This window comes from Pseudomonas sp. GOM7 (assembly GCF_026723825.1).
Lineage (GTDB): Bacteria > Pseudomonadota > Gammaproteobacteria > Pseudomonadales > Pseudomonadaceae > Aquipseudomonas.
The window spans coordinates 2,184,318-2,210,448 of record NZ_CP113519.1 but is presented as its reverse complement, the minus strand read 5'-3'; the positions used below and the strand labels follow the sequence as shown (position 1 = coordinate 2,210,448).

Here is a 26,131-nt window from a genome sequence, read left to right as displayed (position 1 = left end):
ACACCCACTCTGCCGGTGCCCCCGAGTCAGCGCCGGCAAACCTGGAGCGTCGAGATGTCCGAGCGCGCACCTACCTCTCCCTGGCGAATCCCGCTGATCCGCGAGATCACCGTGATCCTGCTGATCAAGCTGACCCTGCTGCTGGGTATCAAGGCCATCTGGTTCACCGAGCCAACCGTGCCGAAAGATGGTCAGCAGCGCGTCGAGCTTCACCTGTTCGGCCAACCCGCCAGTCCATCTTCACTACCCACCGAGGAGAAACCGAGATGATCTCGGAATCAGTCGTCGACCTGTCACGCCTGCAGTTCGCCATGACAGCGATGTATCACTTCATCTTCGTCCCCTTGACCCTGGGCCTGTCCTTCCTCCTGGCGATCATGGAGTCGGTCTACGTGATGACCGGCAAACAGGTCTATAAGGACATGGTCAAGTTCTGGGGCAAGCTGTTCGGCATCAACTTCGCCCTCGGCGTCACCACCGGGCTGACCATGGAGTTCCAGTTCGGCACCAACTGGGCCTACTACAGCCATTACGTGGGTGACATCTTCGGCGCGCCGCTGGCCATCGAGGGGCTGATGGCCTTCTTCCTCGAGTCCACCTTCATCGGCCTGTTCTTCTTCGGCTGGGATCGCCTGAGCAAGCTGCAACACCTGAGCGTGACCTGGTTGGTGGCGATCGGCTCGAACCTCTCGGCGCTGTGGATCCTCATCGCCAACGGCTGGATGCAGAACCCGGTAGGCGCCGAGTTCAACTTCGAGACCATGCGCATGGAGCTGACCGATTTCGGCGCCCTGCTGTTCAACCCGGTGGCCCAGGTCAAGTTCGTACATACCGTGGCGGCGGGCTACGTCACCGGCTCGATCTTCATCCTGGCCATCTCCAGCTACTACTTGCTGAAGAAGCGCGACCTGGGCTTCGCCCGCCGTTCCTTCGCCATCGCCTCGGCCTTCGGCCTGGCCTCGATCCTCTCGGTGATCGTCCTGGGGGACGAGTCCGGCTACGAGATCGGCGACGTGCAGAAGACCAAACTGGCGGCCATCGAGGCCGAGTGGGACACCCACCCGGCACCGGCTGGCTTCACCCTGTTCGGCCTGCCCAACCAGGAGCAGCAGCGCACCGACTACGCGGTGAAGATTCCCTACGCGCTGGGCCTGATCGCCACCCGCTCGCTGGATGAAGAGGTCAAGGGCATCAAGGATCTGCTCATCGAGCACGAGGCGCGTATCCGCAATGGCATGCAAGCCTATGCGTTGCTGGAGCAACTGCGCGGCGGCGACAAGTCGGCCGAGACCCTCGCCGCCTTCAACGCCGTGAAAAACGACCTGGGCTATGGCCTGCTGCTGAAGAAGTACACGGCGAACGTGGTCGATGCCAGCGAGGAGCAGATCAAGCAGGCCGCGCTGGATACCATTCCCGACGTGTTCAGCCTGTTCTGGACCTTCCGCATCATGGTCGCCAGTGGCTTCCTCATGCTGGCCCTGTTCGTCTGCGCCTTCTGGGCTTCGGCGAAGAAGAACGAGGAAAGCAAACCCTGGCTGCTCAAGTGGGCCTTGTGGAGCCTGCCGCTGCCCTGGATCGCCGCGCAGACCGGCTGGTACGTGGCCGAACATGGCCGCCAGCCCTGGTCCATCGGTGAGGTGCTGCCGACACACCTGTCCACCTCCAGCCTGTCGGCTGGCGATATCTGGGGCTCGCTGACCGCACTGATCGCCTTCTACAGCCTGCTGCTGGTGGTGGAGATGTACCTGATGATCAAGTTCGCCCGCCTCGGCCCGTCGAGCCTGCACAGCGGACGCTACCACTTCGAGCAACAGCAGCCGGCCCACGCCTGAGGACTTCGCCATGTTCGACTACGAAACCCTGAAACTCGTCTGGTGGGTGCTGATCGGCGTGCTGCTGATCGGCTTCGCCCTCACCGATGGCTTCGACATGGGCGCCATGGCGCTGATGCCCTTCGTCGGCAAGACCGACAACGAGCGCCGCGTCGCCATCAACACCATCGCCCCGCACTGGGACGGCAACCAGGTGTGGTTCATCACCGCTGGTGGCGCGCTGTTCGCCGCCTGGCCGATGGTCTACGCGGTGGCCTTCTCCGGCCTGTACTGGGCCATGCTGCTGGTGCTGTTCGCCCTGTTCTGCCGCCCGGTGGGCTTCGACTACCGCAGCAAGGTCAGCGACCCACGCTGGCGTAGCGCCTGGGACTGGGCGCTGTTCGTCGGCGGCGCGGTACCGGCACTGGTGTTCGGCGTGGCCTTCGGCAACCTGTTCCTCGGCTTGCCGTTCCAGCTCGACGACATGATGCGTTCGACCTACCACGGCTCCTTCTTCGCCCTGCTCAACCCCTTCGCCCTGCTCTGCGGCGTGGTCAGCCTGAGCATGCTCTGCGCCCATGGCGGCGCCTGGCTGATGCTACGCACCGAAGGGGATCTGGCCGCGCGTTCACGCCAGGCCACCTACCTCAGTGCCCTGGTGTTCCTGATCGGTTTCCTGCTGGCCGGCAGTTGGCTGACACTGGGTATTAAAGGCATGAGCCTGATCGGCGCCGTGGATGCAGGGGCTGCGCTCAACCCGCTGAACAAGCAGGTACTGGCCGACAACGCCGGCTGGCTCGGCAACTACAGCCACTACCCAGTGACCATGACGGCACCGGTGCTCGGCGTACTCGGCGCACTGCTGGCGATTCTTGCCAGTAGCGGACGCCGCGCCGGCCTGGCCTTCCTCGGCAGCAGCCTGATGATAGTCGGCGCCATCTGCACCGCCGGCTTCGCCCTGTTCCCCTTCGTCTTCCCGTCCAGCCTCGATGCTGCCTCCAGTCTGACGGTGTGGGACGCGGTATCGAGCCACAAGACCCTGGGCATCATGTTCGTCGTCGCCTGCCTCTTCGTGCCGCTGATCCTGCTCTACACCCTGTGGAGCTATATCCGCATGTGGGGCAAGTTGAACGACAGCAGCATCGAAGCCAACCCCCACGGCCTGTATTGAGGAGAAACGCGATGTGGTACTTCACCTGGATTCTTGGCGTGCTGCTGGCCTGCAGCTTCGGCATCATCAACGCGCTGTGGCTGGAAACCACGCAGAACCTCGACACCGAGAGCGAGCATGAGTGACACCGCCCTGAGCGAGCGTTCGCCATTGCGCGCGCTCTCCTGGCTGCTGGCCACGCCGCTGGCACTGCTGCTGATGATCCACCCCGGCGCCATGCTCGATAGCCAGGGGCGCTACAGCCATTCGTTGCTGATGCTGGTGATGTGGGGCGTATCCTGCGCCTTCATCCACGGCGTCGGCTTCACCCCGCGCCACTGGCTGTGGCGCGCTCTGTTCTCGCCCTGGCTGGGCTGGGGCTTGTGCGGGCTGGGCTATGCCCTGCTGTATCTGGCGCAGGCCGCCTGAAAGGCAAACGGCAGAAACGAAAACGCCGCTCGATTGAGCGGCGTTTTCGTTTATTTGGAGCGGGAAACGAGACTCGAACTCGCGACCCCGACCTTGGCAAGGTCGTGCTCTACCAACTGAGCTATTCCCGCAGTACAACTTGAAAGTGGCGTCCCCTAGGGGACTCGAACCCCTGTTACCGCCGTGAAAGGGCGGTGTCCTAGGCCACTAGACGAAGGGGACCTTGGAACTTGGTTTGAAACCCTGCCGAAGCAGCGCTTCTAAAATCTGGAGCGGGAAACGAGACTCGAACTCGCGACCCCGACCTTGGCAAGGTCGTGCTCTACCAACTGAGCTATTCCCGCATTACAGCTTGAAAGTGGCGTCCCCTAGGGGACTCGAACCCCTGTTACCGCCGTGAAAGGGCGGTGTCCTAGGCCACTAGACGAAGGGGACACACCCCGGAACATCAAGCAACTTTCCGGCTTCCTTCGCTCTGTTTCTGGCATTGCGCTGGAAGTGGCGCGCATTCTATGGAGCCTTTGCAGGGCCGTCAACCACTCTCTAAAAAATTTTTAAAATCAAAGACTTCAACCAAGAATTAGACATAGCGCTAGGAGCCGTGCAGACAAGCCACTACACTCGGGCGAAACGCCAGTTGCCAAGAGGTTCATACCTTGTCCCCGCTCGTGATAACCCTGCTTATCGTCATCGGTATCGCCTTGTTGATGATCATTGCTTACATCAATCATGCCGTCGAGAAAAGCAAGCTGGACAAAGCCCGTCAACGCGCCGATCTCATCGACCGCATCCGCCGCTGCCAGGACGTTTCCGAACGCATCCCCGGCCAGTTGATGAGCCCGCGCCTGAAGCTGCTGCTGTGCCAACTGCAACTCCAGCTCAGCGAGCGCCTGCAGTCCGTGGACAAGCACAATGCCAACCTCGCTGGCGAGATCGACGCCTTGCGCGCGCTGGCCGTTCAGGGCGAATCGATTGCCGTGAAGAACCCGCCCCAGCCCATTCTCAATGAAGCCAAGGCCAAGGAAGTGCGCTACGTGCTGGAAAACCTCCAGGCGCTGATCACCGGAGCGGTGCAAATCAACCTGATCCCGGTGAACGACGGCAAGCAATGGATGCGGCAGATTCGCCAGATGCTGGTGCAGGTCTATATCGAATGCTTCAACAACCTGGGTCAGAGCGCACTGCAACAGGGCCGCCCCGGCCAGGCCCGCCTGGCCTTCGAGCGCGCCGTGCAATACCTACGCAAACAGCCGGAACCGGCGCTGTACCAGACCCAGCTCAAGCGCTTCGAGGAACAACTGGCGCGCGCCAATGCCATGGTGCTGGACAATCCGCCGCCGGCCGAGGACGAACCCAGCGAACTGACCGAAGGACTCAAGGGTCTGGAAGAAGACTGGAAGAAGAAGAACATCTACGACTGAACCCTACCCGCCACTGGCGCAGCAGCCCCTGCGCCCCGAGCCATCATCCCTGACGAGGCCCCATCACCATGAGCATGACCGTTTACGGCGCCCCCCTGTCCCCGTTCGTACGCAAACTCTGCCTGTGTCTGCTGGAAAAAGGCCTGGAGTACGATCTGGAGGTGATCATGCCGTTCGGTGATCAACCCGCCTGGTATCGGGAGCTCAACCCCCTGGGGCGGATTCCAGCCTTCCGCGATGGCGAACTCAATCTCGCCGACTCCAGCGTCATCTGCCAGTACCTCGAAGAAGGTTACCCCGAACGCCAGGCTCTGTACGGCGAAGGTGCCGAACAACGTGCCCAGGTGCGCTGGCTGGAAAAGTACGCGGACTATGAACTAGCGCCGCTGTGCACCTTCAGCGTGTTCCGCAATCGCGTGCTCAAGGTCAGCATGGGCCAGGGCTGCGATGAAGAGCAGGTGCAGCATACGCTCAAGAGCGCGCTACCGAAGCACTTCGACTACCTCGAAGCCACCTTGGGCGAAGGCCCCTTCTTCCTCGGCGAGACGCTGACGATGGCCGATCTGGCCCTCGCCTGCCAGTTGATCAACATGGAGCATGGCGGCGAAACCCTGGACACCGCACGCTGGCCAAACCTGGCCGCGCACTATGCCCGCATCAAGGCCCGCGCCAGCGTGCAGCAACTGCTGCCGCGCGAGCTGCGCACCCTGGAGAAGCTTGGCATTCGCCGCTGATAACCCTAGCGCGCAGGTGCCCTGCGCGCTCGCCCTCAGCAGTCGCTGGCGGCCAGGAAGATCGCCGCCAGGGCCTCGATACCGGCTTGATCGTCAGCGCTGAAACGCCCGGTGAGCGGGCTGTCCAGATCGAGCACGCCGATCAGGCGCCCGTCCTTGAGCAGCGGCACCACCAGCTCGCTGTTCGAGGCGCTGTCGCAAGCGATGTGCCCGGCAAAGGCGTGCACATCCTCCACCCGCTGCGTCTGCAGAGTGGCCGCTGCGGCACCACACACGCCACGGCCGAAGGGAATGCGCACACAGGCCACCTTGCCTTGGAACGGCCCCAAGACCAGTTCCCCGCCCTTGACCAGGTACAAACCTGCCCAGTTCAGATCCGTCAGTTCGTGGAAGAGAAACGCGGAGAACTGTGCGGCATTGGCGATGAAATCATGCTCGCCACTGAGCAACGCCTGCAGTTGTGCGCAGAGCAGGTCATAGCCCTGCCTCCCCGCGCCGGCCTGGGAAAGATCGATCATGCTCGTTGCTCCAGCAGTTGCAGCCCGACCCAGTGGCGGGCGAATTGATAGGCGCAGCGGCCATTGCGATTGCCGCGCCCCAGCGCCCAGCGAATGGCGGCTTTTTCCAGGGCCTCGTCCCACTCCCAGCGCAAGCCTACGGCACGCGCCTGCACCGTGACCCAGTGCCGTACCACGAGTAGGTAATGCTCCTGGCTGAAGGGATAGAACGACAGCCACAGGCCGAAGCGATCCGACAAAGCGATCTTGTCCTCCACCGCTTCGCTGGGATGCAGCTCGCCATCGACCATCTTCCAGTTGTCGTTGTCGCTCTGGCGCTCGGGCACCAGATGACGGCGGTTGGAGGTGGCGTACAGCAGCACGTTGTCCGGCGCCTGCTCCAGTGAGCCGTCGAGCACGCTCTTGAGCACCCGGTAGTCACCCTCGCCCGCCTCGAAGGACAGATCATCGCAGAACAGCACGAAACGCTGCGGCAGATCCGCCAGCAGTTCCATCACGCGCGGCAGGTCGGCCAGATGGTCGCGTTCGATCTCGATCAGACGCAGGCCAGCGGACGCGTACTCGGCCAGTAGCGCCCTGACCAGCGACGACTTGCCCGTACCACGGGCGCCCCACAGCAAGGCGTGGTTGGCCGGCAAGGCGTCGACGAACTGCCGGGTGTTGCGCGCCAGTTGCTCACGCTGCGCATCGACGCCGAGCAGATCGCTCAACGACAGATCGAGACTGACCTGCAAAGGTTGTAGATAACCGCTACGCCCATCGCGCTGCCAACGTGCCGCCATGCAGTGATGCCAATCCACTTGCGGGCGCAAGGCGGGCAACAGGGGTTCGAGCCGTTCCAACACCTGCTCGGCCCGCGTCAGAAAGCTCTGCAATCGAGAATCCACCATCTACTCCTCATTAATCAGCGCTCACAGAACGCGCTGCCGATCCAGCTCTGCAATCAGCTATGCTTGCCGCCAAGGATCAAGGAACATGCGGGCCTTCATGGATATTTCGCTCACCCATCGCCTCTCGTTCAAGCAAGCCGGCCTGACCGTATTGGTCGCGTTCATCCTCGGCACCCTGCTCAGCATCATTCAGGTGGCGATCGATTATGCCAGCGAAGAGGCCTCCATCAACCGCGAGATTCATGCGCTGCTGGAAATCAGCCATAACCCGGCGGCCCGTATCGCCTACAACATCGATGCCGAGCTGGCTCAGGAGCTGGTGCTGGGACTGCTGCGCTCACCCGCGGTGGTTCATGCCTCCCTGATCGACAACAGCGGCCTGGTACTGGCCAGCGCCAGCCGGCCACGGCGGGAAAGCCGTTACCGGGTACTCAGCGACAGCCTGTTCGGCGCCCAGCGTGAATTCCAGGATTCGCTGTACGTCGCCCACTCGCCGCACGAACCGCTCGGCGTGTTGCGCCTGGAGGTGGACACCTACGCCTTCGGCAGCCACTTCCTCGACCGCTCCCTGCTCACCCTGCTCACCGGCTTCGCTCGCAGCCTGCTGTTGTCGCTGATCCTGCTGGTACTGTTTTACTTCATGCTGACCAAGCCCCTGATCAACGTCATCCGCGCCCTCAGTCTGCGTAATCCGCAGGATGCCCAAGCCCGCCCAGTGCCCTGCCCCAGCGGTCACGAACACGACGAGATCGGCACGCTGGTGGAGGTGACCAACCGCCACCTGTCCAGCCTGACCCAGGAAATCGAGCAGAGACGCGCTGCCGAAGACCAACTGAACCAATACCTGAGTGAGCTGGAGAATATCGTCTCGGCCCGCACCGCCGAGCTCAAGGCGGCCAACGCCCGCCTCAGCCAGTCCAACCAGGAGCTGGAGCAGGCACGCACCACCGCCCTGAACATGGCACAGGCGCGTTCGGCCTTCCTGGCCAACATGAGCCACGAGATCCGCACACCGCTCAATGGTCTGCTGGGCATGCTCGCCCTTGCTCTGGATGGACCATTGAGCAGCGAACAGCACCAGCAACTGAGCATCGCCCACGATTCCGGCAAGGTGTTGGTGGAGTTGCTCAACGATATTCTCGATCTGTCCAAGTTCGAGGCCGGCCAGTTGGAGCTGGAGCAGATTCCCTTCGACCTCGGTCTGCTGGTGGAAGAAACCGCCAGCCTGCTGTCGCAGAACGCCGCGGCCGCCGTGGAGCTGACCTGCCTGATCGACCCACACCTGCCCACACAGGTGCTCGGTGACCCGACCCGGGTACGACAGATCGTCAGCAACCTGTTGTCCAATGCACTGAAATTCACCCGTTTCGGCCGCGTCGATGTACGTGTGGAACGTACCGACACCGGTATCAACATCTGCGTGCGCGACACCGGTATTGGTATCTCGGAAGAAGCACAGGCGCGCATCTTCCAGCCTTTTGCCCAGGCCACGGTCGGCATCACCCGCGAGTTCGGCGGTACCGGCCTGGGCCTGGCCCTGACCCGACGCCTGTGCGAAGCCATGCAAGGCAACCTGAGCCTGAACTCGAAGGAAGGTTTCGGCAGCGAATTCTGCGCCCTGCTACCCCTGCCGACCCAGAGCGAGGCGTTACCGGCGCCACAACTGCAAGGCCAGATCGTGGCGATGACCCCCAGCAGCAGCGGCCTGCATCAAATGCTCGAACGCTGGCTGCCGGCCTGGGGCCTCGATTATCGGCGCCTGGACACCGACGCCAGCCTGCTCGGCGTCCAGGCCGATCTGCTGATCAGCGACTGCCCGGAGTGCCTGCTGGGCATACGCCCGGCCATTACCACGCCGATTCTCCTGGTCACGGCTTACGGCAACTTCCTGCCACAGCAACAGGCCGCCAGCCTGGCCCCCTTGCAACAGATCGCCCGCCCGCTGGCTCGCGATGGCCTGCGCCAGGCCTTGCGTCATCAGCTCCAGCACGAACCTCAGGAAGCCCAGCTCGCACTGCGCGAGGCCGGCACAACACAGCGCAGCGCGCGCGTGCTGCTGGTGGAAGACAACCCCGTCAATCAGATGGTGGCCAAAGGCATGCTGGCCAAGCTCGGCTGCGAAGTACTGGTCGCTGCCCATGGCGGCGAAGCCCTGGAGCGACTGGAGCAGGAGCCCATCGATCTGGTGCTGATGGACTGCAACATGCCGGTGATGGATGGCTACGAAACCACCCGCCGCATCCGCCTCAATGGCCGCTGGCCGGAGCTGCCGATCATCGCCCTGACCGCCAACGCCCTGTCCGACGAACGCGAGCGCTGTCGCGCCGCCGGTATGAACGATTACCTGGCCAAACCCTTCCGCCGCGAGGAACTGGCGGCGCTGCTGGAAGCTTGGCTGCCGGCCTGAACCGGTGGGTCAAGACGCACCAGCAGCCTATCCAGGCGCTGACGCAAGCCCTCCAGTTCGGCCAACTCGTCTTCCGCGAAACGGCACAACAACTGTTCCTTGAGCGGCAGCACCTGCGCCTGCAGCGCCACACCCCGCTCGCTCAGCGCCAGATGCACCTCACGCTCGTCCTGCGCGGCGCGGCGGCGCAACACCAGGCCGCTCTGCTCCAGGCGCTTGAGCAAAGGCGTCAAGGTGCCCGAGTCCAGTTGCAAACGTTGGCCCAGGGCCTTGAGCGTCGGCTGTGCAGGCGGTCGCGCCTGCCATTCCCAGAGCACCAGCATGGCCAGGTACTGGGGGTAAGTCAGGCCCAGGGCATCGAGCATCGGCTTGTAACCCCGGATCACCGCCCGCGAGGCGGCATACAGCTTGAAGCACAACTGGTCGTCCAGGCTCAGCCCGGTCTCGGTCGAACTGATCATTGCAATAGAGCTTCGATCTCGGCGCCCAGCTCCTCGGGCTTGGTGGTCGGGGCAAAACGCTTGACCACCTGGCCATCGCGGCCAATCAGGAACTTGGTGAAGTTCCACTTGATGCCCTGGCTGCCGAGCAGGCCTGGTGCACGCTTCTTGAGCTGCACGAACAGCGGGTGGGCATCGCTGCCATTGACGTCGATCTTCTTGAACAGTGGGAAGCTGACACCGAAGTTCAGCTCGCAGAACTCGCTGATCGCCCCCTCGTCGCCCGGCTCCTGCTTGCCGAACTGGTTGCAGGGAAAGCCGAGCACTACCAGGCCCTTGTCCTTGTACTGCTGCCAGAGGGTCTCGAGCCCCTTGTACTGGGGGGTGAAACCACATTTGCTGGCGGTGTTGACCACCAGCAGCGCCTTGCCCCCGAGATCGGCGAGGGTTTTCTGCTCGCCCTTGATGGTGGTGACGGGGATATCGAGAAGTGCATCGCTCATGGGGGAGTCGTCCTTAAACAGGTGGGAGATTGGAGTAAGGTAGCGAGCAATTTGATTGCGCGCAATTCAATTACTGAAAAGGAGGATGAATTTGATGCTGGACTGGTAAGTTTGTGTTGGCTTGCTGGTTGTTCGGGTGTTTGTTCCGAATTGCCGCGTTTTTGCTGATGTTTTTGGTTTCGCCCTCCCGGGCGAGTCACTTTTGGGGCAAAAGTAACCAAAACCTCCGCCCGGTCATCCGGCCCTCGCTGCGCGAGGGTTCGCTCGCTCCATCGCCGCTCCAGAGGCCCGCCGCGGTGGGCCATCCATGGCCCATCGCGGCTCTCGCGGCATCCATGCCGCTCAACCTCTTCCACGACGATTCCGTTCGCCCTCCTGGGCGGGCTCTGCACGCGCCTGAACCCAAGGTAAACCAGAAGCAGTGCGGAGTGTTTGAGCACAGGGTCAGCCTTAGGGCTGACCAGGGCGGCAGCTACATAGATGAAACTGCGCAAATGAAAGTTTTGGTTTAACTCGACGACTCAGTGGCGATTTCACAGCCACTAGAACACGCCGACTAGACCATGGCATGCCTTTACGTTCAGGCGCGCGAATGCCCCCTTCAGGAGGGTGAGTGGAATCGTTGCGTAGAGGGGCGAGCGGCATGGATGCCGCGAGAGGCTTAAAGGGCCAGGGACGGCCCTTGTAAGCCGACCCTCGGAGCGGCGATGGAGCGAACGAACCCCGGCGCAGCCGGGGCCGGATGGCGGGGGTGCGTTTCTTTTGCTTTTCTTTGCGCACTTCAAAGAAAAGTGAGTCGCCCGAGGGGGCGAAACACGGAATATCTGAAGACACCCAAAGCGGCGTCCAGAACACCAACACAAGCCAACACACAAACTTGCCAGCCCGGTATTAGAGCCGATCTCCGTGAGACTCCCCAAAGAACCTACGGATAACGAACGCCCTAAACCTGCACCTTAGTCACGAACACCAAATGACCGAGCAGCTCAGGCCAGCGTGCCCCCCAGGGCTCGCACCAAAGCGGCCAACTGGCCTGAATCCCCCTGAACCCTCACCCGCAAACCATCGATCTCACGCCGCATCGGGTAATGCTTGCGCAGCCGGTCGAAGGCCGCCCGCCGCGCTTCGGCACCACCCACCAGGCTACGGCGAAAATCCGCGTCGTCACGGCGCGGGTCGTACACCGCGCGGCACAGGCTGGCCAGCACCCAGGTCGGATCGGCGCTGCCATTTAGGGTGATCTCGCTCAGCCAGGGCGTCGGCAACAGGTCGTTCAGGCGCACCTGCTCGGGTACGCCGAGCGTCCGGCAGCAAGCCTGGTAGATCTGCGCCGTGCCACGCAGCTTGCCGTCCAGGCTGTAACCGGCGATATGCGGCGTGGCCAACTGGCACAGCGCGGCCAGCTCGACATCGACCTGTGGCTCGCCTTCCCAGACATCCAGCACGACCTTGAGGTCAGGGCGCTGCGGCAGCAGCGCGCGCAAGGCGGCGTTGTCCACCACCGCGCCACGGCTGGCGTTGATCAGCCAGGCGCCAGGTTTAAGTGCAGCCAGGCGCGCCGTATCGAACAGATGCCGCGTCGAGGCATCCAGCGGCGTGTGCAGGCTGATCACATCGCACTCGGCGATGATGGTTTCCAGGCTGACGAAATCACCGCCCTCGTCGGCCTGGCGCGGCGGGTCGCACACCCGCACCTGCCAGCCCAGCCCCTGCAGCAGCTCGACCAACCGCCCACCGACCTGCCCGGCGCCCACCACACCATAGACCCGCGAGGCCGGATCGACGCCTTCGCGCTCGGCCAGGGTCAGCACGCTGCTCAGCACGTAATCCACCACGCCACGGGCGTTGCAGCCCGGCGCACTGCTCCAGGCGATGCCAGCCTGGGCGAAGTACTCGAGATCCAGATGATCGGTGCCGATGGTGCAGGTACCGACGAAGCGCACCCGACTGCTGGCCAGCAGCGCCCGATCGACGCGGGTGACCGAACGCACCAGCAACAGATCGGCGTCACACACGTCCTGCGCGGTGATGGCGCGACCCGGCAGACGGCGGATGTCGCCGAAGCCGGCAAAGAACTCATCGAGCAGGGGAATGTTTTCGTCGGCGACTATCTGCATGGGGCGGCTCCAGGGCTGAGCCGGCATTGTATGCCAGGGCAGCAGGCACATGGCAGCGGCACTTTCCTGACCAATGCGTCAAGGCGTAGACTACGCGGTTTTCCGCCTCCTCTCGAAGACACGAAATGCCCAGCGAAAACCGCCTGGGGCGCGTGCGCACGGAACTGCGCAGCCTGCTCGTCCTGGCCACCCCCATCATCATCGCCCAGTTGGCCCATACCGCCATGGGTTTCGTCGACACTCTCATGGCCGGGCGCGTCAGCCCGGAGGATCTGGCCGCCGTGGCGCTGGGCAACTCGATCTGGGTGCCGGTGTTCCTGCTGATGACCGGCATCCTTCTGGCCACCACGCCCAAGGTGGCGCAGCGCTTCGGCGCCGGTGAGGAGGCAGCCATCGGCCCGCTGGTACGCCAGGCACTGTGGCTGGCTCTGGCCGTGGGCGTCAGCGCTGCAGCCTTGCTGTGGAACGGCGAATTCATCCTGCGCGTCATGGATGTCGACCCGCTGCTGATCGCCCCGACCATGGGCTATCTACGTGCGGTGGCCTGCGGCTTTCCGGCGGTGGCGCTGTACCACGTGTTGCGCTGCTACAGCGATGGCCTGGGCCACACCCGGCCAAGCATGGTGCTGGGCATTCTCGGCCTGCTGCTGAACATCCCGGCCAACTATATCTTCATCTACGGCAAGTTCGGCCTGCCGGCCATGGGCGGCGTCGGCTGCGGCTGGGCCACGGCGCTGGTAATGATCTTCATGCTACTCGGCCTGATGACCTGGGTGAAATGGGCGCCCTACTACCGCGCCAGTGAGCTGTTCGCCCATTTCGACTGGCCAAAGTGGAACGTAATCCAGCGTCTGCTGGCCATCGGAGTCCCCATTGGCGTGGCGGTGTTCGCCGAGTCGAGCATCTTTGCGGTGATCGCCCTGCTCATCGGCGGCCTCGGCGCCACCGTGGTGGCGGGCCACCAGATCGCGCTGAATTTCAGCTCCATGGTGTTCATGATCCCCTACTCCCTGGCCATGGCCGCCACCGTGCGCGTGGGCCAGGCGCTGGGCCGTGGCCAGCCGCGCGAGGCGCGCTTCGCCGCCGGGGTGAGCATGGGCGCGGCCCTGGCCTACGCCTGCCTGTCAGCCAGCCTGATATTCCTCCTGCGCGAACAGATCGCGCAGATCTACACCCCGGACAAGGCAGTGATCGCGGTGGCCGCGACGCTGATCGTCTACTCGGCGCTGTTCCAGTTCTCCGACGCCATCCAGGTCACGGCCGCTGGCGCCCTGCGCGGCTACCAGGACACGCGCATCACCATGCTGCTGACCCTGTTCGCCTACTGGGGCATCGGTCTGCCGGTGGGCTATGCGCTGGGGTTGTCCGACTGGCTGGGCGAGCCCAGTGGCCCGAGCGGCCTGTGGCAAGGCTTGGTGGTGGGCCTGACCGGCGCAGCCCTGATGCTCAGCATCCGCCTGGCGCGCAGCGCACGCAAACGCATCCGCCGCGCGCGCTGAGCGCAGGGATGGAGGACAGCGCCAGCGGCGCCTACACTGCCGTGATGACACGCCTTCTCCTGCTGCTCTGCCTCCTTCTGCTGAATGCCTGCACGCCGGGCGACGACAGCCTGGCGCTGCAACGCGACTACCTGCAACGCCTCGATACCGCGCTGCAGGGCGACGGCTTCAGCGCCTTCGAGCCGAGCAGCCTGAGCCAGTACCGCCTGCCGCCACGGCGCCAACGCCTGCTCGAGTTACCGGAAATACGTATCGGCTTGCTCGATCTGCTGATCGACGCCCACCACTGCCCGCACCTGCAGCAATTGATCAGCCAGCGCAACAGCAGCCTCGGCAAGCAACTGGTGCCCAGCCAGCGCCTGGGCTACGAAGGCGACCTGCTGCGCGCCATCGACGCCTGTCTGCCGGCCCTGCCGGCAGATGCCACGCTCAAGACCACCCTGCAGCAGTTGGCTACTGAGAAACGCCAGCAACTGCCCGCCGTGTTCTGGAACGCGCTCAACGGCAGCCCGGAGTTCGAGCACTATCTGCGTTTCGCCGACCAGGCCCTGCCCGCGAACCTGAACGAGGACAGCGCCGCCCTCGACGCTCTGCAGCAACTGGCAAGCATCGGCGCTGGCCTGCCCGAACGGTTGCCGCCCAACGCCACGAAGCTGGAACCGCTGTTCTTCGCCCTCTACGCCAGCGAACAGGGCGGACAACTGATCACCAGCCTGGCCAGCCTGCGCCATAGCCTGGATAGCGGCAGCGACCTGCTGGAGCAGCGCCAGGCGCAACGGCCGGCCTGCCCCCAGGGGCGGCCGACACCACGTGGGCGCATCCTGCAGAACATCTTCGTCAAGTTCTATGCCGGCGGCCTCCAGCCCTACCTGGCTCTGGTGGATCAGCGCGGTCAGCACTGGCAGGCGGCACTGCTGCAATTACAGGCCATAGAAGGCATCCCGCCCGCCACCGACGACTATCTGCAGCGCCTGGCCGGCGCGCAGGATTCGTTATGGCAGGCGTTCCGCGCAGCCACGGCGCGCCACGTCAAGGCCTGGCAGACACTGCTCAATAGCTGTGGGCTGGCACCTGGGCAAGCGGGATGGAGTCGCGGGGTTTAAAGCGTAGGGTGCGCCGCGCGCACCAACGGCCACAGACCAGGAAAGATCGAGCAAGACACAGCAATGGTGCGCACGGCGCACCCTACATGCGGAGATCCAGGCTAATCGGCCTTCTTGCGAATCCAGTACAGGTAGCTGCCATCTTCCTCGGCCTGGCCAAGCAGCTCGTGACCGAGAAACACGCAGAACTTGGGAATGTCGCGGCGGGTGGAGGGGTCGGTGGCGATCACCTTGAGCAGGCCACCGGGGGCCAGGTCGCGCACCTTGTTGTGCAGCATCATCACCGGCTCGGGGCAGTTCAGGCCGCTGGCATCGAGCAGGTCATCATGGTTGAAGGTCAGGACATCGGACATAAGAGGCTCCACGAACGGACGCGCATTGTCGCGCAAAGCGGCCTCGCCGGTCATCTTGCACGCACAACCTTGGATGGGCAGCGCGGCCCAGGCATCTACGGCAAGCTGCCTGCGCTCCAGCGGGCCAGGACGGTGCGCACGCCAGCGTCGGGCGGAGCCCGGCGCGAAGCGGGAGCCCGGGCCGGACATTGTCCGCGCCCGGCCTATCAGGCCGTTGAAAAACGTAGGCGACGACTGCATGGATGCAGGAGGTAGAGGGACGCAGGAAGCCAAAGCCGAGGTAGTTTTTCAACAGCCTGCTATCACTTACCGAGCCGACGCAAATGGCAGGTCACTTCCTCGCGGTCGTGATAGAGCTGCTTGCACCCGATGCTGACCTTCAGACCGCGCTCGGCCAACCCCGCCTCGATGCGGCTGAGCAGGCGTCTGACCTCGGCGTATCGCTGCTTCATCGGCAGCTTGAGGTTGACCACCGCCTCGCGGCACAACCCCTCCCCCAGCCAGGTTTCGATCAGCGCGGCAGTGCGCGCCGGCTTCTCGACGATATCGCAGACCATCCAGTGCACCGGATGGCGCGGGCGGAAAGTGAAGCCATCGGCGCGCTGATGCACCACGAAGCCGGAATACATCAGGCTTTCCGCCATGGGCCCGTTGTCCACGGCGGTCACACGGATTTCCCGATTGACCAGTTGCCAGGTCCAGCCACCTGGGGCGGCGCCCAGATCCACGGCGGTCATGCCCGGCGCCAAGCGCTGATCCCACTGCTCACGCGGAATGAAATGGTGCCAGGCTTCCTCCAGTTTGAGGGTGGAGCGGCTGGGTGCCTCGCGCGGGAACTTCAGGCGGGGAATGCCCATCGGCCACATCGCGCCGTTACCGGCCTCGGCGATGCCGGCGAACACCTCGCGGCCACTCTTGAAGGTCAGCAGCAGGCGCGGCTTCTGCGCATCCTCCACCAGCTTGCCGGCCTTGATCAGTGCCTTGCGCAGCGGCGCCTCGAACTTCTTGCAGAAGGTCGACAGCTCCTTGCCTTCGTTGCTGTCGAGCACCTCCAGCCACAGGCTGCCACACACCGGATAGTCGGCCAGGGCTTCGAGCAAAACACTGATGCGATCGCTGTCCGGCAGGCTGACGAAGGCACCGCGCGCCCACTGCCGCGGGAAGATCAGGCGATGGAAACGGGTCTGACGCATCAAGCGCTCGGCGCCATCGGCCTCGCTGCAGACGAACTCGGCGCAGGCGCTGCCGGGTTTGCTCTTGGGATAGCCGGCAACCTCCAGTTGCGCGGCGAGGTCGGCCATCTCGGCGCACACCTCGCCCTCGAAACCGGGGCGGCAATGCAGAAACAGGGTATTCATCGAACGGACTCCTTGGGCCGCTCATGATACCCGAGGCGGGAACCTAGAGCCTGCTAACCTGTCCAGTGACTATGTGCCAGCACGCTCGTGACGATGCTGACGCACAGTGAAAGGATAAGGTTGCCAGGCTCGCTTGAGCCTTACAGCCACCGACCACGGCCCTTACCGTGTGGGCCTAAGGAGACGTGCAATGCCCTCCCTCGATAGCCTGAACTGCCGCCGCGAACTGAAGATCGGCGACACCACCTACCACTATTTCAGCCTGCCCGAAGCCGCCCAGCGCCTCGGCAACATCGACCGCCTGCCCAAGTCGCTCAAGGTGCTGCTGGAAAACCTGCTGCGCAACGAAGACGGCGAAACCGTGACCGGCCAGGATCTGCAGGCCATGGTCGACTGGCTGGAAAAGCGCGCCTCCGACCGCGAGATCCAGTACCGCCCGGCCCGCGTGCTGATGCAGGACTTCACCGGCGTGCCGGCGGTGGTCGACCTGGCCGCCATGCGCGACGCCATGGCCAAGGCCGGTGGCGACCCGCAGCGCATCAACCCGCTGTCGCCGGTGGATCTGGTCATCGACCACTCGGTGATGGTCGACCGCTACGCCTCCTCCAGTGCCTTCCACGACAACGTCGAACTGGAAATGCAGCGCAACGGCGAGCGCTACGCCTTCCTGCGCTGGGGCCAGCACGCCTTCGACAACTTCAGCGTGGTACCGCCGGGCACCGGCATCTGCCACCAGGTCAACCTCGAATACCTGGCGCGCACCGTGTGGACCAAGGAGGAAGACGGCATCACCCTCGCCTTCCCCGACACTCTGGTCGGCACCGACTCGCACACCACCATGATCAACGGCCTCGGCGTACTCGGCTGGGGCGTCGGCGGCATCGAGGCGGAAGCGGCCATGCTCGGCCAGCCGGTGTCGATGCTGATTCCCGAAGTCATTGGCTTCAAGCTCAGCGGCAAGCTCAAGGAAGGCATCACCGCCACCGACCTGGTGCTCACCGTCACCCAGATGCTGCGCAAGAAGGGCGTGGTGGGCAAATTCGTCGAGTTCTACGGTGACGGCCTGGCCGACCTGCCGCTGGCCGACCGCGCCACCATCGCCAACATGGCGCCGGAATACGGTGCCACCTGCGGCTTCTTCCCGGTAGACGAGATCACCCTCGGCTACCTGCGCCTGTCCGGCCGCCCGGAAGCCACCGTGCAACTGGTCGAGGCCTACAGCAAGGCCCAGGGCCTGTGGCGCGAAGCCGGCGCCGAGCCGCTGTTCAGCGACAGCCTGAGCCTGGACCTGGGCAGCGTCGAAGCCAGCCTGGCCGGGCCGAAACGCCCGCAGGATCGCGTCTCGCTGGGTCAGGTTCACCAGGCCTTCGACGACTTCGTCGGCCTGCAGCTCAAACCGGCGGCCAAAGAAGAAGGCCGCATGCTAAGTGAAGGCGGTGGCGGCACCGCCGTGGGTGGCGACAAACAGAGCGGCGGCATCGACTACGAAGACGAAGGCCACACCCATCGCCTGCAAGATGGTGCCGTGGTGATCGCCGCCATCACCTCCTGCACCAACACCTCCAACCCCAGCGTGATGATGGCCGCCGGCCTGCTGGCCAAAAAGGCGGTGGAAAAAGGCCTGCAACGCCAGCCCTGGGTCAAGAGCTCACTGGCACCCGGCTCCAAGGTGGTCACCGAATACTTCGACGCCGCCGGCCTGACGCCCTATCTGGAAAAACTCGGCTTCGACCTGGTGGGCTACGGCTGCACCACCTGCATCGGCAACTCCGGGCCACTGCGTGAGCCGATCGAGAAAGCCATCACCCAGGCCGACCTGACCGTCGCCTCGGTGCTCTCCGGTAACCGCAACTTCGAGGGCCGCGTGCACCCGCTGGTGAAAACCAACTGGCTGGCCTCGCCGCCCCTGGTGGTGGCCTATGCCCTGGCCGGCAGCGTGCGCCTCGACCTGACCCAGGATGCCCTCGGCACCGGCAAGGATGGCCAGCCGGTGTACCTCAAGGACATCTGGCCGACCCAGGCCGAGATCACCGAGGCCATCGCCAAGGTCGACACCGCCATGTTCCGCAAGGAATACGCCGAAGTCTTCGCCGGCGACGAGAAATGGCAGGCCATCGCCGTGCCCAAGGCCGATACCTATGCCTGGCAGGGCGACTCCACCTACATCCAGCATCCGCCGTTCTTCGAGAACATCGCCGGCGACCCGCCGCGCATCACCGATATCCGCCAGGCGCGCATCCTCGCCCTGCTCGGCGACTCGGTAACCACCGACCACATCTCGCCAGCCGGCAATATCAAGGCCGACAGCCCGGCCGGGCGTTACCTCAGCGAGCATGGCGTGGACAAGGCCGACTTCAACTCCTACGGTTCACGCCGCGGCAACCATGAAGTGATGATGCGCGGCACCTTCGCCAATATCCGCATCCGCAACGAGATGCTCGGCGGCGAAGAAGGCGGCAACACCCTGCACGTACCGAGCGGCGAGAAACTGGCGATTTATGACGCCGCCATGCGCTACCAGGCCGAAGGCACGCCGTTGGTGATCATCGCCGGCAAGGAATACGGCACCGGCTCCAGCCGCGACTGGGCGGCCAAGGGCACCAACCTGCTGGGGGTCAAGGCGGTGATCGCCGAAAGCTTCGAGCGCATCCACCGCTCCAACCTAGTGGGCATGGGCGTGCTGCCACTGCAGTTCAAGCCCGGCACCGACCGCAACAGCCTGAAACTGACCGGCAAGGAAGTGCTGGCCATCGAGGGGCTGGAAGGCGTGGAACTGCGCCCGCAGATGCCACTGACCCTGATCGTCACCCGCGAAGATGGCCAACAGGAGAAGGTCGAAGTGCTGTGCCGCATCGACACCCTCAACGAAGTTCAATACTTCAAGGCCGGCGGCATCCTGCATTACGTGCTGCGGCAGATGATCGGCAACTGACGCACCCGCCCTGCCACCTCGCGTGGCAGGGCTCTGCCCTCTCCGTCGCAGCCAGACTGGCTGCGGTCGCGACAAAAATGTGACGTCATCGAAAACCGATTACACTCGGTAAAAATGGATCCTGCCCTCAACTTCGCCGCTCGCCGGCCGACTCAGAGAGGCATAACGATGACGGACACTTGCCCATGCGTAACAATCAGCCGGTCACCCAGCGCGAAAAGACCTTTCCCGCCCAGCAACGCCTGATCTCCACCACCGACCTCAAAGGCCAGATCACCTATTGCAACGACGCCTTCGTCGAGATCAGCGGCTTCTCCCGTGACGAGCTGCAGCGTGCACCGCACAACATCGTGCGCCACCCGGACGTGCCGCCTGCCGTGTTCGACCATATGTGGACAACCCTCAAGAGCGGTCGCCCGTGGATGGGCATCGTCAAGAATCGCTGCAAGAGCGGCGACCATTACTGGGTCAATGCCTACGTCACCCCCATCACCGAAGGGGACAAGGTAGTCGGCTACGAGTCCGTGCGAGTCAAGCCGAGCGCCGAGCAGGTACGCCGAGCCGAAACGCTGTACGCCCGGATCAACGCCGGCAAATCGGCCATTCCGGCCAGCAATCAGTGGCTGCCCATCGTCCAGGCCTGGATGCCCTTCATCCTGGTCAGCCAGATCGGCTTCCTCATCGGCCACTGGATGGGCAGCAACTGGGGCTTCATTCTCGCCGCCTGCCTGTCCGTGCCGCTGGGCCTGGCCGGCATCGCCTGGCAGACCCGAGGCATCAAGCGCCTGTTGCGTATCGCCGAGCAGACCACCTCCGACCCGCTGATCGCGCGGATGTACACCGACAGCCGGGGTGCCGAAGCGCGTTTGGAAATGGCCATGCTCAGCCAGGATGCACGGCTGAAAACCTGCCTCACCCGCCTGCAGGACACCGCCGAACAACTCAACCAGCAAGCCAGTGAGGCCGACAGGCTGGCGCACAACAGCTCTGCAGGCCTGGAACGTCAGCGCCACGAAACCGAGCAGGTCGCCACCGCCGTCAACGAAATGGCCGCCACCACCCTGGAAGTGGCCAGTAACGTCGCCCGCGCCGCCATCGCCACCCAGGAAGCCAACCGCCTGACCGGCGAAGGCCGCACCATCGCCGAGCAGGCCCGCGAAGCCATCCAGCGCCTGTCGCAATCGGTGGGCGACACCGGCGAAACCGTCACCCGCCTGGCCCAGGACAGCAACGAGATCGGCAGCGTGGTCGATGTGATCAAAGGCATCGCCGACCAGACCAACCTGCTCGCCCTCAACGCTGCCATCGAAGCCGCCCGCGCCGGTGAGATGGGCCGTGGCTTCGCCGTGGTAGCCGACGAAGTACGCTCGCTGGCCCAGCGCACCGCCGAATCCACCGGCCAGATTCACGGCCTGATCGCCAAGTTGCAACGCACCGCCGAAGAAGCGGTGATGACCATGGAAATTGGCCGCAAGCAGGCTGAGGAAGGCGTGGAACGCGTACTGAAGGCCGACCAGGCCCTGGCCGGCATCAGCGACGCCGTGGCCAATATCACCGACATGGCCAACCAGATCGCCGCCGCCGCCGAAGAGCAGAGCGCCGTGGCCGATGAGATCAACCAGAACATCACCACCATTGCCCAGCTAGCCGACCAGACCGCCGGCGAAGCGCAAAGCACCGCCGAACTCAGCCAGGCCCTGACTGGCACGGCGCAGGGGCAGTATGCGCTGGTGGAGCGGTTCAATCGCTGAAACAAGAGGCGCAGCGACTAACCGCTGTGCCTTCCCCGCTCCCCGCCCTGCTTTGTAGGAGCGAGCTTGCTCGCGATCTTCCCTACTCCCTTCCGAACCGTCCCGGCCTTCGCGTAATTGCCACTTGCCAGCAGTTATCTGACATGGTGTATAACCTGCCAAACACCCCACCGCCTCGCTGACTCCCGCGAACTAGAGAAAGACTCCGAGAATGGCCAGGAAGGTTATCCAAAAAACCAGATGCAGGTTATGCACCACTTGGTGTCTATTTATAGTTAGAGGATTACCCCATGAAATTCAGCGGAGAAATTGATGTCGCCAATGAAGCTAATCCTTGGATATATCAAATTCCTCGCTGCGTTATCTCAGAAAGGAAAATCAGCTTCGATTTTTCAGGTATAAAAGACGGTTGTAAATTTACAGGACACTGCATTGTCAACGAGCGTTCGCCTCAAAAATACTCAGGACTAGGCAAGTTCCAATATGAAGGGTACGAGGCTTACGAAAGCCATATTGAAGTATTAATAAAACTTGAAGATCCATTCTTGGCAATATCAGGAAAATGGCTTGAAGATGGTGTTGAATACAGAATGAATGGCGAGCTTGAGAAAAGCCTCTAACAATAGCGCCTCGCTCACTGGGACGGGTTAAGGCCCGCCCCTTAACCAAACGGTTGGAGGCCTACGAGAATAATGCGTTACCTCATACTACTCATGACACTTTTTATTACTTCACCCGCACTAGCTGACTGGTTCCATACGCTTGCTCGATATGAATGTAATCAAGCCGCAGATGCTCTGCTGCTCTCTTATCTTGGCGCTTACAATGAAGACGGTGAAGCTCTACTCGCCAAGGCGGGTGAAAACGAGTGGAATCCGTGGAGTCTGCTAGAAATACAGGACGACACCAAAGGCACCTATGTTACAGGCATTAAAAGCATTGAGCGAAGCTGTAAGCTTTCCGATGGAATATATGTAGTAATTATCTCCGGCCAACCTGGAAACACCAATATATTAGGTCGCTGTGGAGCCCAAGCAACAGCATCGGTAAAAATAATCAAAAATAACAACCCCATCTATACCGGAAGCTTTGAGAGCGACTGTCACAGCGGCGCCCCCGTAATTACAGAAATAAAGGCCAGCCCAAACAACTCAATCAAAATAACAACAACACCAAATAATGATTTTTTCAAGTAAACCTCCAGCAATTGGTTCCATCCGTTCGCTCAGGCTAAAGCCCGCCTTTTAACCAAACGTTAGGCATCCCTATGTACGGACCAGACACTGAGCGAGCAAGTAGCCTGGGTAGAGCACAGCGAAACCCGGGGATGATTCAATGGGTTTCGCGTTGCTCTACCCATCCTACGGTGCTGAAGTTGCCTTCTGAGAGCGGCCTTCAGACGACTGTCACACTCAGTACCAACCTGAAAGTCGGTTCCGTCAGTCTGATTAAGTGATCTATAAGCGATGCCTGCCTGCAGGTCATGAACCCAGGCTTATCCGTGGCTCCAGCCGGAAACCCTGACGATGACCGAAGACACAGCCCCACGAATCCTTCACTTCACCTCTGGCGGCGAAAGCTGCACGGCCAGCTTCCATCGCCCACGAGGGGACGGGCCGTTTCCGATCATCGTCATGGCACACGGCCTGGGCGGCACCCGCGACATGCGCCTGCCCGCCTATGCCGAACGCTTCGCGGCTGCCGGCTATGCCTGCCTGACCTTCGACTACCGCCATTTCGGCGACAGCGATGGCCTGCCCCGGCAACTGATCGACATTGGCCAGCAACTGGAGGACTGGAAAGCAGCTATTGCCTACGCTCGCAGCCTGGACGACACGGACGCCGATAGGGTCATCCTCTGGGGCACCTCGTTCAGCGGCGGCCATGTGCTGCGTGTCGCGGCCGATGATGCCGGGATAGCCGCCGTCATTTCTCAGGGCCCGTTCAGTGACGGCCTCTCGTCGAGCCTTGCGATCAGCCCGATAACCTCCGTGAAACTTACCGCCTTGGCCCTGCAAGATCGGCTTGGCGCACTGTTCGGGGCCAAGCCAAGGATGGTCAAGATCGCCGGGCGCCCAGGGGAAACGGCACTGATGACCGCGCCCGATGCCTTCGACGGCTACCATGGCCTCGTGCCCGAAGGCGGTACGGTCAACAACTTCGCGGCCGCACGCTTCGCCCTGGATATCATTCGTTATTACCCGGGCCGAGCCACGAAAAGAATCCAGGCTCCTGTGCTGTTTCAGGTATGCAACCAAGACAGCGTCGCCCCGGCCAGAGCCACCCTGAAGCATGCCCAGCACACGCCGCGCAAGGAAATCCGGCGCTATGACTACGGCCATTTCGATATCTACCTCGGCAGTGCGTTCGAGCACATAATCGAGGATCAGCTCGAGTTTCTGCGGCGCGTCATTCCGCTGGGGTGAGCACTCACCTGGGATGGGCCCTGCTCTGACCGAGCAGGCTCTCGGTAAAAGCACCAACAACCTCTGGAAAAGCCACGAAGGCGCCGCTAGAATTGCGCACTTTTTGATCAGAGGCGCCAGCCAGGCGCCCGCTAGAGGTTAGCCCGCATGTCCAGCGCCACCCCGAAAGTCGGTTTCGTCTCCCTCGGTTGCCCGAAGGCAACGGTCGACTCCGAACGCATCCTGACCCAACTGCGCATGGAAGGTTACGAGATCGTGCCGACCTACCAGGATGCCGACGTGGTGGTAGTCAATACCTGTGGTTTCATCGACAGCGCCAAGGCCGAGTCGCTGGATGCCATCGGTGAAGCCCTGGCCGAGAACGGCAAGGTGATCGTCACCGGCTGCATGGGCGTGGCCGAAGACAGCATCCGCGACGTGCACCCCAGCGTGCTGGCCGTCACCGGCCCGCAGCAGTACGAGCAGGTGGTCAGTGCAGTGCACGAAGTCATCCCGCCGAAGGCCGAACACAACCCGCTGATCGATCTGGTGCCGCCGCAGGGTATCAAGCTCACCCCGCGCCACTATGCTTACCTGAAGATTTCCGAAGGCTGCAACCATAGCTGCAGCTTCTGCATCATTCCGTCCATGCGCGGCAAGCTGGTCAGCCGCCCGGTGGGCGACGTGCTCAGCGAGGCCGAGCGCCTGGTCAAGGCCGGCGTCAAAGAGCTGCTGGTGATCAGCCAGGACACCAGCGCCTATGGCGTGGACATGAAGTACAAGCTGGACTTCTGGAACGGCCAGCCGGTGAAGACGCGCATGCTCGAGCTGTGCGAGGCGCTGTCGTCCATGGGTGTATGGGTACGCCTGCACTATGTCTACCCCTACCCCAACGTCGATGACGTGATCCCGCTGATGGCCGCCGGCAAGCTGCTGCCCTACCTGGACATCCCCTTCCAGCACGCCAGCCCGAAAGTGCTCAAGTCGATGAAGCGTCCGGCTTTCGAGGACAAGACCCTGGCGCGCATCAAGAAGTGGCGCGAGATCTGCCCCGAGCTGACCATTCGCTCCACCTTCATCGTTGGCTTCCCCGGCGAAACCGAAGAGGACTTCCAGTACCTGCTGGACTGGCTGACCGAGGCGCAGCTCGATCGCGTCGGCTGCTTCCAGTATTCCCCGGTCGAAGGCGCGCCGGCCAACGACCTGGGCCTGGAGCCCGTGCCAGACGAAATCAAGCAGCAGCGCTGGGAGCGCTTCATGGCGCACCAGCAGGCCATCAGCTCGGCGCGCCTGCAGGCCAAGATCGGCCTGGAGATGGACGTGCTGGTCGACGAAGTGGATGACGAAGGCGCCGTGGCGCGTTCCTGGGCCGATGCCCCGGAGATCGACGGCAGCGTGTTCATCGACTCTACCGCAGTGAAAGCGGGTGACAAGGTGCGTGTGCGCATCGTCGATGCCGACGAGTACGATATGTGGGGCGAACTGGTCTAAGCCCGCCCCCACATCAAGAGCCCCGCAGCGTGCGGGGCTTTTTCTTTACGGCCCCCCAACGCCTTGCCGGTACAATGACCTTCTTTTTATCGAGCGCCACCATGAGCGAACCCACCCGCCTGTCCAAACGCGTCATCGAACTCTTCGGCTGTTCACGGCGCGAGGCTGATCTGTACATCACCGGCGGCTGGGTCACGGTGGAGGGTCAGGTGGTCGAGGCGCCGCAATTCAAGGTCGAGGATCAGTGCGTTGAGCTGCATCCCGATGCCACGCTTGAACCGGTAGAGGCGGTGACGCTGCTGGTGCACTGCTCAGCGGGTACCAGTGCCGCGCAATTGCAGCATCTGCTGGTGCGCGAGAACCACTGGGAAGAGGACCCGCATGCCCAGCGCATCCTGCACGGCCACTTCCTGCGCCAGGAACAGAGCCTGCCGTTGCAGAGCGGCGCCAGCGGCCTGGTGGTGCTCAGCCAGGACTGGCGGGCCCAGCGCAAGCTACGCGAGGATGGCGCCAAGCTGGAGCAGGAATATCTGGTGGATGTCAGCGGCGAAGTGCCGGCCAGCACCTTTGAACGGCTGAAGAAGGGCCTGATCCACAAGGGCACGCAGTTCCCGCCCTGCAAGGCCAGTTGGCAGAGCGAGCAGCGCCTGCGCTTTGCCCTGAAGAACCCGGCACCCGACCTGCTGCAGCAGATCTGCAAGGCGCTGGGCCTGCAAATCAAGGCGATCAAGCGTATCCGCATCGGCGGCGTGCCCATGGCCAAGCTACCGGCCGGGCAGTGGCGCTATCTGGGAGAGAAGGAACGCTTCTGAGACACCC

24 protein-coding genes, 4 tRNA genes and 1 pseudogene are annotated in these 26,131 nt (G+C 63.0%); 18 read left to right on the top strand and 11 right to left on the bottom strand.

Annotated elements, in window-relative coordinates:
• Positions 1–54: 54 nt before the first annotated feature.
• From cydP to OU800_RS10055, 5 genes are read left to right on the top strand one after another with little or no spacing between them, the layout of a single operon-like run.
• Entirely contained in the window at positions 55–270 is a 216-nt protein-coding gene (gene cydP, locus OU800_RS10075) for a cytochrome oxidase putative small subunit CydP (RefSeq protein WP_268183413.1), read from the top strand.
• Positions 267–1,832, top strand: coding sequence for a cytochrome ubiquinol oxidase subunit I (locus OU800_RS10070; RefSeq protein ID WP_268183412.1), 1,566 nt, complete (start codon positions 267–269; stop codon positions 1,830–1,832). The genes cydP and OU800_RS10070 overlap by 4 nt, the downstream gene beginning before the upstream one ends.
• Positions 1,833–1,842: 10 nt before the next feature.
• Entirely contained in the window at positions 1,843–2,982 is a 1,140-nt protein-coding gene (gene cydB / locus OU800_RS10065) for a cytochrome d ubiquinol oxidase subunit II (RefSeq protein WP_268183411.1), read from the top strand.
• An 11-nt stretch (positions 2,983–2,993) separates the two neighbouring features.
• The gene (gene cydX / locus OU800_RS10060; RefSeq protein ID WP_268183410.1) at positions 2,994–3,107 is read left to right on the top strand and encodes a cytochrome bd-I oxidase subunit CydX; all 114 of its coding nucleotides are present in this window, start codon (positions 2,994–2,996) and stop codon (positions 3,105–3,107) included.
• Positions 3,100–3,390, top strand: a complete 291-nt coding sequence (locus OU800_RS10055) for a cyd operon YbgE family protein (protein ID WP_268183408.1) — start codon at positions 3,100–3,102, stop codon at positions 3,388–3,390. The genes cydX and OU800_RS10055 overlap by 8 nt, the downstream gene beginning before the upstream one ends.
• Before the next feature lie 55 nt (positions 3,391–3,445).
• On the opposite strand, the gene OU800_RS10050 is transcribed toward OU800_RS10055, so the two are convergent.
• The 4 genes from OU800_RS10050 to OU800_RS10035 form a co-directional block, all read right to left on the bottom strand.
• A tRNA-Gly gene (locus OU800_RS10050) sits at positions 3,446–3,521 on the bottom strand.
• A 15-nt stretch (positions 3,522–3,536) separates the two neighbouring features.
• A tRNA-Glu gene (locus tag OU800_RS10045) sits at positions 3,537–3,612 on the bottom strand.
• A gap of 46 nt (positions 3,613–3,658) precedes the next feature.
• Positions 3,659–3,734 (bottom strand) — tRNA-Gly (locus OU800_RS10040).
• Positions 3,735–3,749: 15 nt separating this feature from the next.
• A tRNA-Glu gene (locus OU800_RS10035) sits at positions 3,750–3,825 on the bottom strand.
• A gap of 221 nt (positions 3,826–4,046) precedes the next feature.
• On the opposite strand from OU800_RS10035, the gene OU800_RS10030 reads away from it, so the two are divergent.
• Both OU800_RS10030 and OU800_RS10025 read left to right on the top strand, forming a co-directional pair.
• The gene (locus tag OU800_RS10030; RefSeq protein WP_268183406.1) at positions 4,047–4,811 is read left to right on the top strand and encodes a hypothetical protein; all 765 of its coding nucleotides are present in this window, start codon (positions 4,047–4,049) and stop codon (positions 4,809–4,811) included.
• A 68-nt stretch (positions 4,812–4,879) separates the two neighbouring features.
• Entirely contained in the window at positions 4,880–5,545 is a 666-nt protein-coding gene (locus tag OU800_RS10025) for a glutathione S-transferase family protein (RefSeq protein ID WP_268183403.1), read from the top strand.
• Positions 5,546–5,580: 35 nt separating this feature from the next.
• Here the strand turns inward: OU800_RS10025 and OU800_RS10020 are convergent, their stop codons facing one another.
• Together OU800_RS10020 and OU800_RS10015 are read right to left on the bottom strand one after the other, a co-directional pair.
• Positions 5,581–6,063 carry a GAF domain-containing protein gene (locus OU800_RS10020; RefSeq protein WP_268183401.1) on the bottom strand — a complete coding sequence of 161 codons (483 nt, stop codon included), beginning with the start codon at positions 6,061–6,063 and terminating at the stop codon, positions 5,581–5,583.
• A complete protein-coding gene (locus OU800_RS10015; protein ID WP_268183398.1) occupies positions 6,060–6,950 on the bottom strand; it encodes an ATP-binding protein in 891 nt (296 codons plus the stop codon). The genes OU800_RS10020 and OU800_RS10015 overlap by 4 nt, the downstream gene beginning before the upstream one ends.
• A 100-nt stretch (positions 6,951–7,050) precedes the next feature.
• On the opposite strand from OU800_RS10015, the gene OU800_RS10010 reads away from it, so the two are divergent.
• A complete protein-coding gene (locus OU800_RS10010) occupies positions 7,051–9,360 on the top strand; it encodes a hybrid sensor histidine kinase/response regulator (protein ID WP_268183395.1) in 2,310 nt (769 codons plus the stop codon).
• Here OU800_RS10010 and OU800_RS10005 read toward each other — a convergent pair.
• The 3 genes from OU800_RS10005 to pdxB form a co-directional block, all read right to left on the bottom strand.
• Positions 9,294–9,821 (bottom strand): MarR family winged helix-turn-helix transcriptional regulator, encoded by a 528-nt coding sequence (locus OU800_RS10005; RefSeq protein WP_330221407.1) that lies wholly within the window; start codon positions 9,819–9,821, stop codon positions 9,294–9,296. The genes OU800_RS10010 and OU800_RS10005 overlap by 67 nt on opposite strands.
• Positions 9,818–10,303, bottom strand: coding sequence for a glutathione peroxidase (locus OU800_RS10000; protein WP_268183393.1), 486 nt, complete (start codon positions 10,301–10,303; stop codon positions 9,818–9,820). The genes OU800_RS10005 and OU800_RS10000 overlap by 4 nt, the downstream gene beginning before the upstream one ends.
• Before the next feature lie 986 nt (positions 10,304–11,289).
• On the bottom strand, positions 11,290–12,420 hold the full coding sequence (gene pdxB / locus OU800_RS09995; protein WP_268183391.1) for a 4-phosphoerythronate dehydrogenase PdxB: 1,131 nt from the start codon (positions 12,418–12,420) through the stop codon (positions 11,290–11,292).
• 125 nt (positions 12,421–12,545) lie between these two features.
• On the opposite strand from pdxB, the gene OU800_RS09990 reads away from it, so the two are divergent.
• Positions 12,546–13,919 (top strand): MATE family efflux transporter, encoded by a 1,374-nt coding sequence (locus tag OU800_RS09990; RefSeq protein ID WP_268183390.1) that lies wholly within the window; start codon positions 12,546–12,548, stop codon positions 13,917–13,919.
• Positions 13,920–13,927: 8 nt separating this feature from the next.
• Entirely contained in the window at positions 13,928–15,022 is a 1,095-nt protein-coding gene (locus OU800_RS09985) for a DUF3080 domain-containing protein (protein ID WP_268183388.1), read from the top strand.
• 101 nt (positions 15,023–15,123) lie between these two features.
• Here OU800_RS09985 and tusA read toward each other — a convergent pair whose 3' ends face one another.
• Positions 15,124–15,375 (bottom strand): sulfurtransferase TusA, encoded by a 252-nt coding sequence (gene tusA / locus OU800_RS09980; protein ID WP_442964746.1) that lies wholly within the window; start codon positions 15,373–15,375, stop codon positions 15,124–15,126.
• A gap of 302 nt (positions 15,376–15,677) precedes the next feature.
• Entirely contained in the window at positions 15,678–16,733 is a 1,056-nt protein-coding gene (gene rlmM, locus OU800_RS09975) for a 23S rRNA (cytidine(2498)-2'-O)-methyltransferase RlmM (protein ID WP_268183387.1), read from the bottom strand.
• A gap of 190 nt (positions 16,734–16,923) precedes the next feature.
• Between rlmM and acnA the strand changes: the two genes are divergently transcribed.
• The 8 genes and pseudogenes from acnA (at position 16,924) to OU800_RS09940 (ending at position 26,124) form a co-directional block, all read left to right on the top strand.
• Positions 16,924–19,665 (top strand): aconitate hydratase AcnA, encoded by a 2,742-nt coding sequence (gene acnA / locus OU800_RS09970; RefSeq protein WP_268183384.1) that lies wholly within the window; start codon positions 16,924–16,926, stop codon positions 19,663–19,665.
• A gap of 185 nt (positions 19,666–19,850) precedes the next feature.
• A pseudogene (locus tag OU800_RS24325) lies at positions 19,851–20,126 on the top strand (PAS domain-containing protein); the annotation flags it as partial.
• A 183-nt stretch (positions 20,127–20,309) separates the two neighbouring features.
• Positions 20,310–21,416 (top strand): methyl-accepting chemotaxis protein, encoded by a 1,107-nt coding sequence (locus OU800_RS09965; protein ID WP_442964773.1) that lies wholly within the window; start codon positions 20,310–20,312, stop codon positions 21,414–21,416.
• A gap of 290 nt (positions 21,417–21,706) precedes the next feature.
• Positions 21,707–22,036, top strand: a complete 330-nt coding sequence (locus OU800_RS09960; protein ID WP_268183381.1) for a hypothetical protein — start codon at positions 21,707–21,709, stop codon at positions 22,034–22,036.
• Between the two features lie 72 nt (positions 22,037–22,108).
• Entirely contained in the window at positions 22,109–22,612 is a 504-nt protein-coding gene (locus OU800_RS09955) for a hypothetical protein (RefSeq protein WP_268183380.1), read from the top strand.
• 330 nt (positions 22,613–22,942) lie between these two features.
• Positions 22,943–23,842 (top strand): alpha/beta hydrolase, encoded by a 900-nt coding sequence (locus tag OU800_RS09950; RefSeq protein ID WP_268183377.1) that lies wholly within the window; start codon positions 22,943–22,945, stop codon positions 23,840–23,842.
• 147 nt (positions 23,843–23,989) lie between these two features.
• The gene (rimO, locus tag OU800_RS09945; RefSeq protein ID WP_268183375.1) at positions 23,990–25,312 is read left to right on the top strand and encodes a 30S ribosomal protein S12 methylthiotransferase RimO; all 1,323 of its coding nucleotides are present in this window, start codon (positions 23,990–23,992) and stop codon (positions 25,310–25,312) included.
• 101 nt (positions 25,313–25,413) lie between these two features.
• Entirely contained in the window at positions 25,414–26,124 is a 711-nt protein-coding gene (locus tag OU800_RS09940; protein WP_268183373.1) for an RNA pseudouridine synthase, read from the top strand.
• The last annotated feature ends 7 nt before the right edge of the window (positions 26,125–26,131 follow it).

Coding starts and splice junctions, on each gene's coding strand:
- cydB (WP_268183411.1), top strand. CDS start 1,843: ATGTTCGACTACGAAACCCTGAAACTCGTCTGGTGGGTGCTGATCGGC.
- cydP (WP_268183413.1), top strand. CDS start 55: ATGTCCGAGCGCGCACCTACCTCTCCCTGGCGAATCCCGCTGATCCGC.
- OU800_RS10020 (WP_268183401.1), bottom strand. CDS start 6,063: ATGATCGATCTTTCCCAGGCCGGCGCGGGGAGGCAGGGCTATGACCTG.
- OU800_RS09965 (WP_442964773.1), top strand. CDS start 20,310: ATGCCCTTCATCCTGGTCAGCCAGATCGGCTTCCTCATCGGCCACTGG.
- OU800_RS10070 (WP_268183412.1), top strand. CDS start 267: ATGATCTCGGAATCAGTCGTCGACCTGTCACGCCTGCAGTTCGCCATG.
- OU800_RS09990 (WP_268183390.1), top strand. CDS start 12,546: ATGCCCAGCGAAAACCGCCTGGGGCGCGTGCGCACGGAACTGCGCAGC.
- OU800_RS10010 (WP_268183395.1), top strand. CDS start 7,051: ATGGATATTTCGCTCACCCATCGCCTCTCGTTCAAGCAAGCCGGCCTG.
- OU800_RS10025 (WP_268183403.1), top strand. CDS start 4,880: ATGAGCATGACCGTTTACGGCGCCCCCCTGTCCCCGTTCGTACGCAAA.
- OU800_RS09940 (WP_268183373.1), top strand. CDS start 25,414: ATGAGCGAACCCACCCGCCTGTCCAAACGCGTCATCGAACTCTTCGGC.
- OU800_RS09985 (WP_268183388.1), top strand. CDS start 13,928: ATGGAGGACAGCGCCAGCGGCGCCTACACTGCCGTGATGACACGCCTT.
- acnA (WP_268183384.1), top strand. CDS start 16,924: ATGCCCTCCCTCGATAGCCTGAACTGCCGCCGCGAACTGAAGATCGGC.
- cydX (WP_268183410.1), top strand. CDS start 2,994: ATGTGGTACTTCACCTGGATTCTTGGCGTGCTGCTGGCCTGCAGCTTC.
- rlmM (WP_268183387.1), bottom strand. CDS start 16,733: ATGAATACCCTGTTTCTGCATTGCCGCCCCGGTTTCGAGGGCGAGGTG.
- OU800_RS10000 (WP_268183393.1), bottom strand. CDS start 10,303: ATGAGCGATGCACTTCTCGATATCCCCGTCACCACCATCAAGGGCGAG.
- tusA (WP_442964746.1), bottom strand. CDS start 15,375: ATGTCCGATGTCCTGACCTTCAACCATGATGACCTGCTCGATGCCAGC.
- OU800_RS09955 (WP_268183380.1), top strand. CDS start 22,109: ATGCGTTACCTCATACTACTCATGACACTTTTTATTACTTCACCCGCA.
- pdxB (WP_268183391.1), bottom strand. CDS start 12,420: ATGCAGATAGTCGCCGACGAAAACATTCCCCTGCTCGATGAGTTCTTT.
- OU800_RS10005 (WP_330221407.1), bottom strand. CDS start 9,821: ATGATCAGTTCGACCGAGACCGGGCTGAGCCTGGACGACCAGTTGTGC.
- rimO (WP_268183375.1), top strand. CDS start 23,990: ATGTCCAGCGCCACCCCGAAAGTCGGTTTCGTCTCCCTCGGTTGCCCG.
- OU800_RS10055 (WP_268183408.1), top strand. CDS start 3,100: ATGAGTGACACCGCCCTGAGCGAGCGTTCGCCATTGCGCGCGCTCTCC.
- OU800_RS09950 (WP_268183377.1), top strand. CDS start 22,943: ATGACCGAAGACACAGCCCCACGAATCCTTCACTTCACCTCTGGCGGC.
- OU800_RS09960 (WP_268183381.1), top strand. CDS start 21,707: ATGAAATTCAGCGGAGAAATTGATGTCGCCAATGAAGCTAATCCTTGG.